General features: G+C 38.1%; 16 protein-coding genes. 9 read left to right on the top strand and 7 right to left on the bottom strand.

Going from position 1 to position 16,173, the window contains the following annotated elements:
* Positions 1 to 398: 398 nt before the first annotated feature.
* Entirely contained in the window at positions 399 to 1,313 is a 915-nt protein-coding gene (locus tag RGU12_RS06875) for an SGNH/GDSL hydrolase family protein (protein ID WP_309535400.1), read from the top strand.
* A gap of 312 nt (positions 1,314 to 1,625) precedes the next feature.
* Here RGU12_RS06875 and RGU12_RS06870 read toward each other — a convergent pair whose 3' ends face one another.
* The gene (locus tag RGU12_RS06870; RefSeq protein ID WP_309535399.1) at positions 1,626 to 2,105 is read right to left on the bottom strand and encodes a thioredoxin family protein; all 480 of its coding nucleotides are present in this window, start codon (positions 2,103 to 2,105) and stop codon (positions 1,626 to 1,628) included.
* 2 nt (positions 2,106 to 2,107) lie between these two features.
* Positions 2,108 to 2,548 carry a disulfide oxidoreductase gene (locus tag RGU12_RS06865; RefSeq protein WP_309535398.1) on the bottom strand — a complete coding sequence of 147 codons (441 nt, stop codon included), beginning with the start codon at positions 2,546 to 2,548 and terminating at the stop codon, positions 2,108 to 2,110.
* A gap of 178 nt (positions 2,549 to 2,726) precedes the next feature.
* Here RGU12_RS06865 and RGU12_RS06860 point away from each other — a divergent pair, with 178 nt between their 5' ends.
* Complete coding sequence (locus tag RGU12_RS06860) at positions 2,727 to 3,377, top strand: HAD family hydrolase (protein WP_309535397.1); 651 nt, start codon at positions 2,727 to 2,729, stop codon at positions 3,375 to 3,377.
* A 64-nt stretch (positions 3,378 to 3,441) separates the two neighbouring features.
* Here the strand turns inward: RGU12_RS06860 and RGU12_RS06855 are convergent, their stop codons facing one another.
* Positions 3,442 to 3,687, bottom strand: a complete 246-nt coding sequence (locus tag RGU12_RS06855; protein WP_116351364.1) for an HPr family phosphocarrier protein — start codon at positions 3,685 to 3,687, stop codon at positions 3,442 to 3,444.
* 159 nt (positions 3,688 to 3,846) lie between these two features.
* Between RGU12_RS06855 and glpK the strand changes: the two genes are divergently transcribed.
* The 3 genes from glpK to RGU12_RS06840 all read left to right on the top strand — a co-directional run bounded on the left by glpK (position 3,847) and on the right by RGU12_RS06840 (position 9,175).
* Positions 3,847 to 5,337 (top strand): glycerol kinase GlpK, encoded by a 1,491-nt coding sequence (glpK, locus tag RGU12_RS06850; protein WP_309535396.1) that lies wholly within the window; start codon positions 3,847 to 3,849, stop codon positions 5,335 to 5,337.
* A gap of 128 nt (positions 5,338 to 5,465) precedes the next feature.
* On the top strand, positions 5,466 to 7,139 hold the full coding sequence (locus tag RGU12_RS06845) for a glycerol-3-phosphate dehydrogenase/oxidase (protein WP_396232309.1): 1,674 nt from the start codon (positions 5,466 to 5,468) through the stop codon (positions 7,137 to 7,139).
* A gap of 305 nt (positions 7,140 to 7,444) precedes the next feature.
* Positions 7,445 to 9,175, top strand: coding sequence for a phospho-sugar mutase (locus tag RGU12_RS06840; protein ID WP_309535395.1), 1,731 nt, complete (start codon positions 7,445 to 7,447; stop codon positions 9,173 to 9,175).
* A gap of 60 nt (positions 9,176 to 9,235) precedes the next feature.
* On the opposite strand, the gene RGU12_RS06835 is transcribed toward RGU12_RS06840, so the two are convergent.
* Positions 9,236 to 9,475 carry a YhdB family protein gene (locus RGU12_RS06835; RefSeq protein ID WP_116351360.1) on the bottom strand — a complete coding sequence of 80 codons (240 nt, stop codon included), beginning with the start codon at positions 9,473 to 9,475 and terminating at the stop codon, positions 9,236 to 9,238.
* 199 nt (positions 9,476 to 9,674) lie between these two features.
* Here RGU12_RS06835 and RGU12_RS06830 point away from each other — a divergent pair, with 199 nt between their 5' ends.
* The 4 genes from RGU12_RS06830 to RGU12_RS06815 all read left to right on the top strand — a co-directional run bounded on the left by RGU12_RS06830 (position 9,675) and on the right by RGU12_RS06815 (position 13,802).
* Positions 9,675 to 10,031 carry a DUF3889 domain-containing protein gene (locus tag RGU12_RS06830; RefSeq protein WP_189655161.1) on the top strand — a complete coding sequence of 119 codons (357 nt, stop codon included), beginning with the start codon at positions 9,675 to 9,677 and terminating at the stop codon, positions 10,029 to 10,031.
* Positions 10,032 to 10,154: 123 nt separating this feature from the next.
* Positions 10,155 to 11,567: a SpoVR family protein gene (locus RGU12_RS06825; protein WP_309535394.1), complete on the top strand. Its 1,413-nt coding sequence runs from the start codon at positions 10,155 to 10,157 to the stop codon at positions 11,565 to 11,567.
* A gap of 122 nt (positions 11,568 to 11,689) precedes the next feature.
* Positions 11,690 to 12,046 (top strand): putative zinc-binding protein, encoded by a 357-nt coding sequence (locus RGU12_RS06820; protein WP_309536281.1) that lies wholly within the window; start codon positions 11,690 to 11,692, stop codon positions 12,044 to 12,046.
* Positions 12,047 to 12,323: 277 nt separating this feature from the next.
* Positions 12,324 to 13,802: a SulP family inorganic anion transporter gene (locus tag RGU12_RS06815; protein WP_309535393.1), complete on the top strand. Its 1,479-nt coding sequence runs from the start codon at positions 12,324 to 12,326 to the stop codon at positions 13,800 to 13,802.
* 80 nt (positions 13,803 to 13,882) lie between these two features.
* Here the strand turns inward: RGU12_RS06815 and RGU12_RS06810 are convergent, their stop codons facing one another.
* From RGU12_RS06810 to RGU12_RS06800, 3 genes are all read right to left on the bottom strand, one after another.
* Positions 13,883 to 14,350, bottom strand: coding sequence for a hypothetical protein (locus RGU12_RS06810; protein ID WP_309535392.1), 468 nt, complete (start codon positions 14,348 to 14,350; stop codon positions 13,883 to 13,885).
* A 121-nt stretch (positions 14,351 to 14,471) separates the two neighbouring features.
* A complete protein-coding gene (locus tag RGU12_RS06805; protein ID WP_309535391.1) occupies positions 14,472 to 15,101 on the bottom strand; it encodes a hypothetical protein in 630 nt (209 codons plus the stop codon).
* Between the two features lie 101 nt (positions 15,102 to 15,202).
* The gene (locus RGU12_RS06800; protein WP_309535390.1) at positions 15,203 to 16,024 is read right to left on the bottom strand and encodes an EcsC family protein; all 822 of its coding nucleotides are present in this window, start codon (positions 16,022 to 16,024) and stop codon (positions 15,203 to 15,205) included.
* Between the last annotated feature and the right edge of the window lie 149 nt (positions 16,025 to 16,173).

Genomic DNA, 16,173 nt, shown 5'->3' with positions numbered 1-16,173 from the left:
TTCTGTCTAAGAGCATATATCCTGTTTTTTCATATATATTAGAATTATTAAGTAGATGTTAAAAATATAGTCTAATAAATATATAACAAATAAGAGCGCGTGACATGGCCTACAGACTTTGATAATGCCCCGTAGCTTCTAAAATAATTGCCGGCTTCTTATCAGAATCTTTTTTTCATACTTTAAGAAACGAAACAAGTGAAAGTCCCTCTACAGTATAAGGAATCCAAAAATCTTACGATAAGGTTGCTTTTTTTCAAAGAATGCTTGTAGCTGACTTTTTCCTTTTGAAAAGTTTTAAACGCTTTTGCTGCAATGCTATCCATGCTAAAATGAAAGAACTATAGTTCAGTTTTTTCATAGAATATTAATTTCGTTTAATGATAGGTGGTATCAACGTGAAGCGACAAAAAATGATCATGATTCTTGCTTGTCTGCTTATTGTGAGCCTCCTTCCTATTTTATATTTTTCAGATTTCACTCAAACGAAGCAAGTGAGTACCATTACTAAACCCGTGGTTGAGATCGTTCCTGAAGCAGAAGAAGAGATACAGCAAACAGAAGTTGAGGAAAATAATAGCCAAACTATCACGGAAGAAATAAAAGAAAAGGTTAGGGAAGCTATTAAAGGAACCATAAATTTGTTTAAAAAGGATCTCAGGATTGTCGCCATCGGTGATTCATTAACGGAAGGGATCGGGGATCAAACAGAAAGCGGCGGTTATGTCGGTATTCTCAACCATACTTTTGAAGATAATCAATTAAATATAAGTATTGAAAACTATGGTAAAAAAGGAAATCGTACAGATCAGTTACTAAAACGATTGGACCAAGACGACATTACCTCTGCAATTAAGAAGGCGGACATTATTTTAATAACTATTGGCGCAAACGATGTCATGAAGGTGGTAAAGGACAACTTTTTGAGCCTTACAATGGAACCTTTTAATAGGGAAATAGATGAGTTTGAGGATAGATTAAGATCTATTTTTTATAAAATGAATGAACTAAACCCGGATGTCCATATTTATTTAATTGGGTTTTATAATCCATTTGAACAATATTTTGGTAACATTGAGGAATTAGGAATGATTATGACAACTTGGAACGAGGCTGGAAAAGCGGTTACTGAAGAATTTGAAAATGTTAGCTATATTCCAACAGCAGACCTTTTTGTTCCTTCCGATACCGAACTACTAGCTGATGATCGCTTTCATCCAAACACACTTGGTTACAAACGAATGGCCAAGCGTATCCTTGAAGAAATAGATGAATTCGAGATAGACACAGAAATAACGATTGAAGATAATTAGGATAAACAAAATTTGTTTGCAAAAGAAAAACACTATATTATGAATGTAGTTTGTTCATTGGCTAAGCTCAGTGTAACCAAAAGTGTTGCAACAGGAGCTTAGTCTTTTTGTTTGCTAATTTTATGATAGGTTTGTTAGGAATCCTATGGATTGGTTGCTTGAATCTTTTTCTGTTGATTGAATGGCTAACGAGGGCTTTAGGTTAAGAAAAAAAGGACATAACATATTATAGTTATATAATATGTTATGTCCTTAAATTTATTAACATTTTTTCGTTCAAGCTCATGTTAAATATGCTGAGTGGGAATTCTTTTATTTTGAGCTTGCCATTGCACTTTCGAACCAAATTTTATAATCATTGTGGTCAGGATGATACCCGACAAGGCGTGAAACTTCCTCACCATTTTCAAAGTGGATAAGGGTAGGTGTAGAATCTATGCCATATTTGTTCCATTGATCTTTAAATTCAAGTAGATTTAATTTTTTTAAATCAAGTCCCATTTCTTCTACCATTGGAACGATGACTGGAGTTGTATTTTGACAGTGCACACAGTCAGCTGCATAAAAGTACACAGTCATTGTTTCCCCATTTTTTAACTTTGTTTCTAATTCGTCAGGAAGAATTTGATTTCCATAGTTTGGATCATCTAGCTGAGCAACTGTCGCAGGCTCTAATTTTTCTTTACCAAATGGATTCCCTTCAGTTTTTTGCTTGTTTTGAGTAGTTGTAATAAAGGCAAGTCCGCCAAACAGAACAACGATAACGGCTGTAAAAATGATAATTTTTTTCAAATCTATTTCCCTTCTTTCAACGTTTTTAATGTGATAAAGCTAGTAATTGCAATGATGGTAAAACCGATTAAGGCTAAAAAAGGAATTGTGACAAAACCAAACCAGTTTATATACTGGCCTGTACATGGTACTACTCCACAAGCAAGTGAGTTTTCACCAACAGCAGGAACCTTCTGAACAAGGTAATGGTAGATTGAGATAGAACCACCAATAAGAGAAAGAATAAATGTATAGAGTGCGATGGAGTAGTTCTTTTTACCAATAGCAATTCCCAAAATGATAACGAGAGGGTACATAAAAATTCGCTGGTACCAGCATAATTCACATGGGACGAATTTTTGGATTTCTGAAAAATAGAGACTACCAAGCGTGGATATTAATGCGGCGGCAAAGGCAATAAATAAATACGTCTCCAGCATCTTTTCGTTTATTTTAGAGTTCATCGAATCCCTCATTCCACATAAGTATACTCAAAATTATAGTATTACAGCTAGTGATTGTAAAATGTAAAATCTTGAAGTTAAGATGTTATTGTGAACAATATGTGACAAGGGAGAAAATGGACTTTACTCTATCTTTCCTTATAATAGAAGATGGATTATAAGGACAGGAGATGATTTTTTGATAAAAGCTGTTATTTTTGATTTTGACGGACTGATATATGATACAGAAACAAATGAATACAATGTGTTAAATGAAATCTTTCAAGAGCATGGTTCAGAGCTTCCTATGTCCGTATGGGGGAAGGTGATTGGAACGCAAGCAGGATTCAATGCGCTTACATATTTAGAAGAGCAAATTGGAAAGAAGATTGACCATGAAGAATTAACCAAGCTAAGACGGGACCGGTTTGATGAACGAATGAAGAACGAAGGCCCCTTGCCAGGTGTCGAGGAGTATTTATCAGCTGCTAAGAAAGCGGGCTTAAAAATTGGTCTAGCATCAAGCTCTGATTATGAGTGGGTATCTACGCATTTAAAAAATCTTTGCTTGTTTGATTATTTTGAGTGCATCCGAACCTCAGACGACGTTGAAAAGGTAAAGCCAGATCCAACTCTTTATCTAGAGGCAGCTAAATGCTTGGGTGTGAAACCAGAGGAGTGTTTAGTCTTTGAAGACTCCGCAAATGGAGCATTAGCAGCGAAACGTGCCGGAATGTACTGTGTGATTGTACCGAACGAAGTAACGAAGGATTTGGACTTCTGTGAAGTTGATCATCGCTTGGAGTCGATGGCTGCGGTTCAATTTATGAACTTATTGAAAAAATTATAAAGTAAAACCTAAAAACCACGATCACTATCTACAACTGATATCGATCGTGGTTTTTCTATTAGTGTTAGATGAATGTCTCAATCCACTCAAACGCTTCCTCTTCATCCGGGCCGTCAACGCGAACCGTAATGACCTGCCCTTCTCTGATAGCAGCTCCCATTAGCCCTAACAGACTTTTAGCATTATAGGATCTATTTTTCAAAAGAAATTCTACATCACTTGTGAATCTGCTTAAATTCTGTACCAATTCTCCGGCTGGCTTCGCATGTAGTCCTTCCTTAATGGTTACGGTAACTTCTTTTTCAATCAATGCAATTCCACTCCTTACAAGAGTAATTTTGAAACGACCATTACTACATTTATTCTGGGAAACTAATTTTAGACCTAAAAAATCCTGCCTACCTAGGTAGCCAAATGTATGTAAGCGTGTTAATTTTATCTTAGGAAAAGTTTTAGGGAGGCGAATCAGTTGGAACAATACATACTTTCATTAGACCAAGGTACCACAAGTTCACGGGCCATTTTGTTTAATCAAAAAGGAGAAATCGTGCATGTGGCACAAAGAGAGTTTACACAGATTTTCCCAATGCCAGGCTGGGTGGAGCATAATGCAAATGAAATTTGGGGATCGATTTTATCAGTTGTGGCCTCTGTTTTATCAGAAGCAAATGTAAAACCAGAGCAAATAGCTGGAATTGGGATCACAAACCAACGTGAAACCACGGTAGTTTGGGATAAAGAAACAGGTCAGCCTGTTTACAATGCTATCGTTTGGCAATCCCGTCAAACAGCTGAAATTTGTGAAGAGCTAAAAACAAAAGGATTAAGTGATACATTTCAAAATAAGACAGGTCTATTAATTGATGCGTATTTTTCAGGTACTAAAGTAAAATGGATATTAGATAACGTAGAAGGTGCACGAGAAAAAGCTGAAGCAGGCAAGTTGTTATTTGGAACGATCGACACATGGTTAATTTGGAAGCTCTCCGGCGGAAAAGCTCATGTTACGGACTATTCAAATGCTTCCAGGACATTGATGTACAACATTTATGAATTAAGATGGGACGATGAGTTATTAGAGCACTTAAACGTTCCAAAGTCGATGCTACCTGAAGTTCGTCCATCATCCGAAGTGTATGCGTCGACAGCGCCCTACCACTTCTTTGGTCAAGAGGTTCCGATTGCCGGCGCAGCCGGAGATCAGCAGGCTGCTCTTTTCGGGCAAGCATGCTATGAAAAAGGCATGGTAAAAAACACATATGGTACAGGCTGCTTTATGTTGATGAATACGGGTGAAAAAGCAGTTCCTTCTAAACATGGATTGTTGACAACAATCGCATGGGGAATTAACGGAAAAGTTGAATACGCTTTAGAAGGAAGTATATTTGTCGCAGGTTCTGCGATTCAGTGGCTTCGTGATGGACTCCGCATGTTTAAAGATGCAAAAGAGAGTGAACGCTATGCCGAGAAGGTCGAATCAACCGATGGGGTCTATGTTGTACCAGCATTTGTAGGACTTGGGGCTCCTTATTGGGATAGTGATGTACGCGGAGCTGTATTTGGTCTCACACGAGGGACCTCGAAGGAGCATTTTATTCGTGCAACCTTAGAATCCTTGGCATACCAAACAAAGGATGTCTTAACAGCGATGGAAGCCGATTCAGGTATTTCTTTGAAGAAACTACGTGTTGATGGTGGGGCCGTTAAAAACAACTTCCTCATGGAATTCCAATGTGGCATTCTAGGAGTACCGGTGGAACGACCCGTCATTAATGAAACAACTGCATTGGGTGCTGCTTATTTAGCAGGTCTAGCAGTCGGCTATTGGAAGGATCAATCTGAAATTTCAAGTCAGTGGGCAATTGACCAGACCTTTGAACCAAAAATGAGTGAAAATCAGCGTCAAGAATTATATAGCGGCTGGAAAAAAGCAGTACATGCTGCTGTTGTCTTTAAATAAAGTTATGCTATAATAAAAATAAGTTAATCATTCGGTAGGAGATTGGGAGAGACCGCAGAAGCATTGTCACGATTGTGCAATGTCTTTTGTGGTCTCTTTTTTTCTACCTCTTTTAAGGAGTGGAGAGTATGACGAAGTTCTCAGGTTTAGATAGAAGTTCTATTTTAGCGGACATGGAAAATGAGGTTCAAGACTTATTTATTATTGGTGGAGGAATCACGGGTGCTGGAATTGCACTTGATGCTTCAACTCGCGGACTTAAAACGGGACTTGTTGAAATGCAGGACTTTGCAGCCGGGACATCAAGCCGTTCTACAAAGCTTGTGCATGGCGGTCTTCGCTATTTAAAACAATTTGAAGTCGGTTTAGTAGCTGAGGTAGGAAAAGAAAGAGCGATTGTATATGAGAATGGTCCACATGTAACAATCCCTGAGTGGATGCTCTTGCCACTCCATAAGGGAGGTACATTTGGAAAATTTTCAACATCCATCGGGCTTCTTGTTTACGACTTTTTAGCGGGAGTAAAGAGGTCAGAAAGAAGATCGATGTTAAATGCTGAGGAAACACTAGCTAAGGAACCTCTCATTAAGAAGGAAGGTCTGAAAGGCGGCGGATACTATGTTGAGTATCGTACAGATGATGCGCGCCTAACAATCGAGGTTATGAAAAAGGCCATTGAAAAAGGAGCAAAAGCAGTCAACTATGCCAAGGTAGAATCTTTTATATATGAAAATGAAAAAGTAAAAGGTGTTAACGTAGTTGACCAATTGAATGGTAAAGAATATAAAATTTTTGCAAAGAAGATTGTAAATGCAACAGGACCATGGGTAGATAAAATGCGTGAAGCGGACAATTCAAAAAAAGGTAAAGTATTAAGGCTTACGAAGGGTGTCCATATCGTCATTGACCAATCGAAGTTCCCATTAAAACAAGCGGTTTACTATGATACTCCAGACGGACGGATGGTGTTCGCAATCCCTCGTGACGGAAAGACGTACGTCGGAACAACAGATACATTTTATGACAAAGATACGGCTCATCCCACAGTAACCGCTGAGGACCGTACCTATTTGATTAATACTATTAACTACATGTTTCCAACTGTAAAAGCAAAGGATGCTGATATCGAATCAAGTTGGGCTGGAGTACGTCCACTGATTTATGAAGAAGGAAAGGATCCTTCTGAAATCTCACGTAAGGATGAAATCTGGGTTTCTGATTCTGGTTTAATTACGATCGCTGGTGGAAAATTAACCGGCTACCGAAAAATGGCTGAAACGGTGGTAGATAAAGTAGGTAAGCTTTTAGCGGAAGAAGGTTTTAAGGCTGATTTAAAACCTTGTCAAACAAAGGATATTGCGATATCTGGTGGAAATGTTGGAGGCTCAAAAAAATACCCTGGTTTTGTCTCTGAGAAGATAGAACAGTTAGTAAATGAATTCCAGCTCTCCCAAGAGGAAGCCGAAAAACTAACACGATTATATGGTTCAAACATTGATATTATGAAAGAGATTATGGAGGAATCTAAGGAAAAAGCAAACGAAACAGGTCTTCCACTTTCAATCCTTGCATCCCTTGAATATGGACTGCAGTATGAAATGGTTACTAAACCAATCGATTTCCTCATTCGTCGAACCGGTGCCATGTTCTTCAATATTGAGTGGGTGAACCACTGGAAAAAACAGATTGTGGCATACATGGCGGAACGTTTTAACTGGACTGAAGATGAAAAAGAAGGATACGAAGCTGAGGTCGAGTCATATATTAAAGACGCAACCGAGCCAAGTGGCGAAGATATGTAACAGACGGAGTAATCCGTCTGTTTTTTTATGGGATGTGCTAGTGAATCGGATTCTTAAATGAGTGAAAATCAATTGGTGGTAGACTGTAAAAGGGTTTCTTAGTATATCAGTTGAGGAAAACGAAGTTGGCGGTAGACTGCAACTTATTGTAAATATCTCGTTAAAAACAAGTCTTTTTCCTCATTTTTAATTGAAATTGTACATTCTATGGTAAAATTAATTGGAAATGAACAGGATTTTATATAGAATAGGTAGAAGATAAAATCAACATTAAGTTTACAACTGAAAACGGGAGGTTCATTTACATGAGCTGGATGGAAAAATATAACCAATGGCTGAACATGCCGGGGTTAGATCAAGAAATCAAGAATGCATTACTTGAAAAGAAGGACAATCAAAAAGAACTTGAAGATTGCTTTTATAAAAATCTCGAGTTTGGAACTGGTGGAATGCGTGGAGAAATCGGACCAGGGACAAACCGTATGAACATATATACAGTAAGGAAAGCTTCTGCAGGGCTAGCTGCTTTTATCGAATCTTACGGGGAAGAAGCAAAGCGTCGTGGGGTTGCAATTGCATTTGACTCTCGTCATAAATCACCTGAATTTGCAATGGAGGCAGCGAAAACTCTAGCTTCACAAGGAATTCAAACGTATGTCTTTGATGAACTTAAACCAACACCAGAACTATCATATGCTGTTCGTCATCTAAATGCATTTTCAGGAATTGTAGTGACAGCGAGCCATAATCCTCCAGAATATAATGGCTATAAGGTCTACGGTTCAGATGGTGGACAACTACCACCTGAAGCAGCTGATATGGTGATTGAAAAAGTAAATGCTATTGAAAATGAGCTGGAGTTAAAGGTCGGCAGTGAGGAAGAATTAAAGGCTTCTGGACTCATTCAAATCATTGGTACAGAAATCGATAATGCCTATACTGAAAAACTAAAAACAATTTCGCTTAACCCTGAGCTTTCACATGTTGGCGTAAAAGTTGTGTTTACACCACTTCATGGAACAGCTAACAAACCAGTTCGAAACGGTCTAAAAGCATTTGGCTACGAGAACGTAACAGTTGTGAAAGAACAAGAACTACCAGATCCAAATTTCTCGACAGTTAAATCACCTAATCCTGAAGAGCATGCAGCATTCGAACTAGCGATTAAAGAAGGGAATAAAATAGATGCTGACATTTTGATCGGAACGGACCCAGATGCGGATCGTTTAGGGGTTGCTGTGAAAGATGACAAAGGTGAATATGTCGTCTTAACTGGGAACCAAACAGGCGCTATTTTACTTCACTACGTATTGTCTGAAAAGAAAAAGCAAGGAATCCTTCCTGAAAATGGAGTCGTTCTTAAAACCATCGTAACGTCTGAAATTGGACGTGAAATCGCTAAATCATTTGGTCTAAATACAATTGATACACTTACAGGCTTTAAATTTATCGGTGAAAAAATCAAGGAATATGAAAAAACAGGTGAATACAAATTCCAATTTGGCTATGAAGAAAGCTATGGCTACTTAATTGGGGACTTTGTTCGTGATAAGGACGCTGTCCAAGCTGCTTTATTAGCGATTGAAGTTTGTGCGTATTTTAAAAACAAAGGCATGACGATGTATGAAGGCTTAATGGAGATTTTTGAGAAATATGGCTATTATCGCGAAGGCCTTGAATCCTTAACATTAAAAGGAAAAGAAGGTGCAGAGCAAATCAACAGTCTTCTTGCTAGCTTCCGTAATCAGCCACCAACCGTTGTTGCTGGTCGTAAGGTCATTCGCATTGAGGACTATAAGGAAAGTGTACGCACAAATGTGGAAGAAGGTCAAAAAGAGGAAATTAAGCTTCCTAAATCAAATGTGTTAAAATACTTCCTCGAAGATGGTTCTTGGTTCTGCTTACGTCCATCTGGTACTGAGCCAAAAGTGAAATTTTACTTCGGAGTTAAAGGAAATTCATTAACAGATAGCCAAAATGTGTTAAAAGACATTTCTTCTGATGTTATGGAACAAGTTCATAATACCTTAAAATAAAAACAAGGCCCCAAGGGTCTTGTTTTTTTATGTAATAAGCGGGGAATAATGCTTCCCCACTTACATATGAGCAGCTAATTCTTCCATGCTTTCTGAAGATGCATGGTCGATATAGCGGAGTAAAGAATATAACTGTCGTTCGATGATCGAATAGTCTTTTTCAAAATTATAAGCATGTAAAAAGTGTTCGATTTTTTTTGAAAGGAAATCATCCTTTGTACGAACCATTAAGATAAGAAGGTTATCCCACTGAGAACGATGCGTGTAGTAAAGTGCTTTGTCGTAGTCTACGGTATTCACTGATTTTCCCTCCTCTTTAGGAGTTGATTATAGTTTGTGGAGAAAACAAGATTTTTCTCGGTGTAAATCTTGGACAAGAAGCCAAAACAATTATGAATACATAAATGTGAAACCTTTTTATCATGGATAAAAATAAAATGATTAATTTCTCCTAGAAAAGCGCAAAATACAACTGATTTTTGCATAGGAGGTAATGTCAGTGATAAAAAAAGTATGGATACCTATTTTCTGTAGTATGTTCCTTTTTGTAGGTGGCGGTTTCGTAAGTGCACAACAGAAACCACCTCAAAAACCACCACAACAAGAACAACCAATGCCAACAGACTATGAAAAATGGGGTAAGATTGCAGTTGAATTGGCAAAATTAAATTATCCGGACAGTAGGATTAGTGATTACCAATATAAAGGAAGAGAAGAAATCACGGATAGGCAATCAAAGGATACGTTTGAATTAAGAATCCAAACAAAAGATCGTACGTTTACAGCGAAGGTCATGATCCTGTTTAATCCGCAAACAGAATCCCTTTTATCCTTAAGTATTGAGGAAGTGAAATAGGAGAAATGGCCACGGGTTTCGTGGCCATTTTCCGTTAAAAACATCTAACATTGAAATCCCCCATTCATCATTTTGACAGATTCCTCATAAATTGTGATAAGGACGAAAAGGGGGAGATCAACTGTGAGAGATTCGGACCGTCAGGCGCTCGAGTATGCAATTGATGAAATTACAGAAATTGCAAAAGGATTTGGGCTTGACTTTTATCCAATGAGATACGAAATTTGTCCTGCTGATATCATTTACACATTTGGGGCTTACGGAATGCCAACGCGTTTTTCCCATTGGAGTTTTGGAAAGCAATTTTATCGAATGAAGCTACAGTATGATTTAGGTTTAAGTAAAATTTACGAGCTCGTCATCAATTCTGACCCTTGTTATGCGTTTTTACTTGACTCCAATTCCCTCATCCAAAACAAATTAATAGTCGCTCACGTACTAGCTCACTGTGATTTCTTTAAAAATAATTTTCGTTTTAGCAATACAAAACGAGATATGGTCGAAAGCATGGCTGCGACAGCTGAGCGGGTAAAACATTATGAGCATCTATACGGTAAGCTTGAGGTGGAGAACTTTTTAGATGCTGTATTGGCGATCCAAGAGCATATCGACCCATCTCTTATGAGACCAAAGCTTGCATGGAGTCTCGAGGATGAGGAAGAGGAAGAAGTGAAACGAAAGTCGTCTCCTTACGATGATTTATGGAACTTGGATAAAAAGCCAACAGATGAGAAGCAGATTACTCGAAAGAAAAAGAAATTCCCACCGCAGCCTGAAAAGGATCTTCTTTTATTCATTGAACAGTACAGCCGAGAGCTTGAGGATTGGCAACGCGATATTTTAACGATGATGCGTGAGGAAATGCTTTATTTCTGGCCACAACTCGAAACGAAGATCATGAACGAAGGCTGGGCTTCGTATTGGCACCAACGGATTATTCGAGAAATGGATTTAACGTCTGATGAAGCGATCGAGTTTGCCAAGCTAAATGCAGGTGTTGTGCAGCCATCAAAAACTAGTATTAATCCATATTATTTAGGTTTGAAAATTTTTGAGGATATTGAAGAACGCTATAATAATCCAACAAAAGAGATGTTGGAGCGCGGTGTCAAACCTGGATCAGGGCGTGAAAAAATCTTCGAAGTCCGCGAAGTTGAGTCCGATATTTCATTCATACGGAATTATTTAACGAAGGATTTAGTGTTTCGCGAAGATATGTATCTGTTCCAAAAACAAGGTCGCGATTATAAAATTATTGATAAGCAGTGGGAGCAGGTCCGCGATCAGCTTGTAAACATGAGGGTAAATGGAGGTTTTCCATATATCACCGTCAATGATGGCGATTATTTAAAAAGTGGAGAGCTCTACCTAAAACACTGGTATGAAGACATTGAGTTGGACTTGAAATATCTTGAAAAAGTACTGCCTTACATTCACCAGCTTTGGGGCAGACCCGTCCACATGGAAACCGTTTTGGAGAATAAAACAGTGGTGTTTACGTATGATGGAAAAACGGTTCATAGGAAATATATCTAAATCGATGAAGCTGCCTTTAGGTGGCTTTTTTGTATGTGGAAATTTTGCAAAAGGTGACCTTCTTCACAGAATTAAAGGAAAATTTAAACTACAATAGAATGAAAATCAGGAGGGGAATAAAATTGGATAGAGAAAATTTACCTTTAGTGTACTCATGCTCAGGTTGTTCATCGGCTGCACAAACTGCAAATACAATAGCAATAAAAATGGACCGCGACAATGTTGCTGAAATGTCCTGCATTGCGGGTGTTGGTGGTGATGTCAAACCGCTGGTTAGAACGGCAAAATCAGGACGTGATATTATAGCGATTGATGGTTGTCCACTCGCATGCTGTAAACATATTTTAGCAAGACATCATATTGAAGCGAAGCATCATTTCGTACTTACGAATTTTGATGTTCCAAAAAGACAACATGAAGATCCAGACCCTCAGCTTACGCTACGTACATATAACCAGATTTTGGAACTAACACTATAATTTTAAGTCATTGTGGCAGTTAGCCTTTTCAAGGAAAAGGACTGACTGCCTTTTGTTTTGAGCAGGAATCTAAAAACTTCCATAAAAGATTTACGTTAATCATAATGCTATGTTGAAAATAAAAGAAACAAAGAGGATTGAGAAGATAATAAAACTTGTTCGCGTTTACATCGATGTTTCACAGAATAGCACCAATCAGTTATACTAAGATTTGTTCACGACGGACCCGACTTTCATAAGAGTTGAAAGTCAACAAAACATAGAAAGAGGTGCTGATTTGAATAAATCAACATTTAAAACTGAATGGTTTGGGAATATACGAGGAGATATCCTAGCAGGGATCGTTGTTGCGCTTGCACTCATCCCAGAGGCAATTGCCTTTTCACTGATTGCAGGAGTTGACCCAATGATTGGGTTATATGCGTCGTTCTGTATTGCAGTTACAATTGCGTTCGTTGGGGGAAGACCTGGTATGATTTCTGCAGCAACCGGAGCAACTGCTTTGTTAATGGTAACCTTGGTCGCTGACCATGGCCTTCAATATTTACTGGCTGCAACGATTTTAACGGGGATTATTCAAATTATCATGGGAGTGCTAAAGCTGGGAAGACTCATGAAATTTGTTCCACGATCTGTTATGACAGGTTTCGTGAATTCACTTGCGATCCTTATTTTTGCTGCTCAATTGCCGCATTTTGCAGGTGAATCATGGCAAATGTATGCAATGGTAGCAGGAGCACTAGCGATTATTTATATCTTCCCGCGTTTTACAAAAGCTGTTCCATCGCCTTTAGTTGCGATTGTAGTCATGACGATTGTTGCAGTCATGACAAATAGTGGAGTACGTACAATTGGGGATATGGGTGAACTCCCATCAACATTACCTATCTTTTTACTCCCTGATATTCCGTTGAATTTTGAAACATTGAAAATTATTTTTCCTTATTCACTATCCATCGCCATTGTTGGATTAGTTGAATCTTTATTAACGGCTTCCATTGTTGACGATATGACAGATACGGAAAGTAATAAAAATAAAGAAGCACGTGGGCAAGGAATTGCGAATATTGTCTCTGGTTTCTTTGGAGGAATGGCTGGTTGTGCGATGATTGGGCAATCTGTAATCAACGTAAAATCAGGTGGTCGCGGAAGACTTTCCGCGTTTGTTGCCGGTACGTTCTTGATGGTCTTAATCTTAGTATTAAAGGACTTCTTAGTCCAAATTCCAATGGCAGCCCTGGTTGGGGTTATGTTCATGGTTTGTATTGGAACATTTGATTGGTCTTCATTACGGACCATTCATAAAGTTCCTATTACGGATACAATCGTAATGATTGTAACAGTTATAACTGTGTTACAAACTCACGACCTTTCAAAGGGTGTTTTAGCTGGAGTTATTTTAAGTGCTATTTTCTTTGCCTCTAAAATTTCAAAAGTAAGAGTTACAAGTCTGTCCGCAAAGGATTCACATAAAAAGGTGTACCACGTTTCAGGTCAATTGTTCTTTGCCTCTGTTACCGATTTTGTAAACAACTTTGATTATAAAGAAGATGTGAAGGAAATTGAATTAGACCTTTCAAATGCCCACCTTTGGGATAACTCAGCGGTTGGTGCAATTGATAAGATCGTTATTAAATACCATCAAAATGGTGTAAAAGTAAACATTAAAGGTTTAAATAAAGAAAGTAACAAATTGGTTGAGAAACTCGCTGTCTATAAGACGCCAGGCGCTCTTGAAAAAGTGGTAAATCAATAAGAGTAAAAAACAAAAATTGCACAAAAGGTAAAATAAATGATAAAGGTTGCTTTTACACGAAGCAACCTTTGTTTATGTATTTACGCCAAAGCGTCTTCTTTACCTAAGGTTAGGATAATCTTTCTTATGAGTAATCCAAGCACAATCCCCGGTATAACACACATCATTGGGAAAAAGACTGGCCCAAATGTGATCCCAAAAAAGATTGCTTTCGGTGATACCATTAATCCGACTGTCACACAATAAGCACAGAAGGCAAATGGTAAAAAGGAATAGGGTGCTTTTCCACCACCAGCTTCCTTAAAAGCATCCCACATGGCGAAGAAGTAAAGACAGGGGTAAAACATGAGCCACCCATAATCAATAGATCCTAGTGCTTGTTGGGTTTCACCTAAGAAGCTAAGCATGATAGCTTCATTAAAATTCGCACAGGAATTGACCAAGAACTCTAAGAAAATAAAGGTAAGTCCTTTCACATATTGTTTATTTAATAATTGTCCGAACCCCGGTAATGCAATACTCCAAAAAATACGTTCTACTGCCTTCACATTCGTTTTATCCACCACACTTCAGTTTCTATATACATATTTTCTTATAATTCCCAGTTAATTATTCATCGAATTTTCCTCAAGAAAAAGCACCTGAAAAGTGCAGGTGCTTTTTTGCTCTTTACATATGTTCATTTGGGGGTGCTGGCATCCCATGAATATTCGTTCTGTCAAAGGAATTGTTTTCAGGTGATTGCCCTTGAAATGATGGTTCTACGTGTTGATTAACTTGTTCATTCACTTCAGGTTGAACCTGTGTTGGTTCAAATTCTTGCGAATAGGTGCCACCGTTTTGATTGGAATAGTCTTGCTGTTCATACTGCTGAGCCTGATAACGTTGATACTCATTTTGTTCAATATTTGCAGGGTTCGAGTCATTTTGCTGCACATTTTGATATTGTTGTGGTTGGTTGACGCTCATTTGTGGCTGAAGGGACCCTTGTGATTGCTGAACATGACTTGGATATTGATTTTGTTGTGGCATACTTTGTTGGCTTGTAGGTGGTTCATTTTGATTTTGGAGTTGTTCCGCAACTTGGGTAAGGGCTTCTGTTGGTGTATCAGGAATCTTATCGAAAAATCCTCTACCTTTATCGGGATTGGATATAATCCCTAATGCGGCAAGAAAACCGATAATGGCTGTCACATATGTTTCCCATGTCGTTAAATCTATTTGCATACCTAAATCTTTTAACACCATATATAAAATTGATGCAAGAGAGACCCATAATCCGTAATTTTTCCATTTCATAAGCTGATAACTCCTTTTAGTAGTCTCCTTGTATCTTATTCGGATTTTTTTAAAAATGTGCACACTGAGGATTTGGTTGTACTGTTAACAAAAAGACGCCCCTATAAATGGGGCGCCACAGTTGCGGCATCGTTTTGTAATCTCTCTAGGATTCTTCGTTTGCGGTATAACATATTACCAGTCTCGGTTAAATCCTGGATCATTGACCGATTAGAGATGGCACCGAAAATAATCCCTGCGATTGGTATCATTTGAAGAAGTTTCTTCCAACCAAATTGGTCGCGATACGTATACACAACTTCACGCCATCCTTGTAGTTGCGACATCATTTCATTTGAAGAACTTCTGCCGTGATAAAAAGTGGAAAGTTCCTTTAAGATTGCCTGCTTTCCAACAACATCTGCAGAAGAAAATTGTAAACATTTTATAATAAAGATCCGTTCATTTTTTTCGTTAGGATCATATCCGTGAATGATGGCGATTTCTTGAAGTGTTTTTAATGACATCCCAAGCAAGGCGGGGATATCGACTGCAAGTGTAAAAATTCCTCCGATTCCTGTAGTTGCTCCTTGAAGTGTTGCCACCTTTGTCCATTTTTCGGCATGCTCTTGACTCGCTTCGATCATGGCTTGAAGCGGAAGTTTCTCAATATCTGAGATACTTTCAACCTGAGAATTTGCTTTCTTTTCCACAAGATTTAAAATCGCTTTTTCTTGAATGAGATATTTACCACCGGTTTGAATATAGCTGCCAATTTCATCGAGGAGTAGACCTATTTTTTCGTGGATAAACTTTGGGGTTAGTTTATCAAGTATTTTAAAAGGAATTCGACCGATTCGTTCCCAAAACCATAATCCGCTTTGGCTTTTTTCCCAAGCTTCTATCTTCGTTAATTCATCTTCAAGCAGTTGTTTAGATTCCATTTACATACCTCTTTCTTTTTTAATCCCTATTGTGTATTACGTGTTTATGTAAAAATAGTTTCAAAGTTTAAATAGAACTTGATTAAATGTCTAGATTACCCTTAACCTTCTATAAAACGGAATTAGGTAACGCTCCAGGCGGATTGGAG

Origin of the sequence: Ferdinandcohnia sp. QZ13, from assembly GCF_031324165.1 — a bacterium.
In the GTDB taxonomy this organism is placed as follows: Bacteria; Bacillota; Bacilli; order Bacillales; family Bacillaceae_L; genus Ferdinandcohnia.
The sequence above is the reverse complement of the archived record's forward strand: the minus strand, read 5'-3'. Positions and strand labels throughout refer to the sequence as shown.

Coding starts and splice junctions, on each gene's coding strand:
- RGU12_RS06865 (WP_309535398.1), bottom strand. CDS start 2,548: ATGAACTCTAAAATAAACGAAAAGATGCTGGAGACGTATTTATTTATT.
- RGU12_RS06845 (WP_396232309.1), top strand. CDS start 5,466: ATGACGAAGTTCTCAGGTTTAGATAGAAGTTCTATTTTAGCGGACATG.
- RGU12_RS06840 (WP_309535395.1), top strand. CDS start 7,445: ATGAGCTGGATGGAAAAATATAACCAATGGCTGAACATGCCGGGGTTA.
- RGU12_RS06805 (WP_309535391.1), bottom strand. CDS start 15,101: ATGAAATGGAAAAATTACGGATTATGGGTCTCTCTTGCATCAATTTTA.
- RGU12_RS06800 (WP_309535390.1), bottom strand. CDS start 16,024: ATGGAATCTAAACAACTGCTTGAAGATGAATTAACGAAGATAGAAGCT.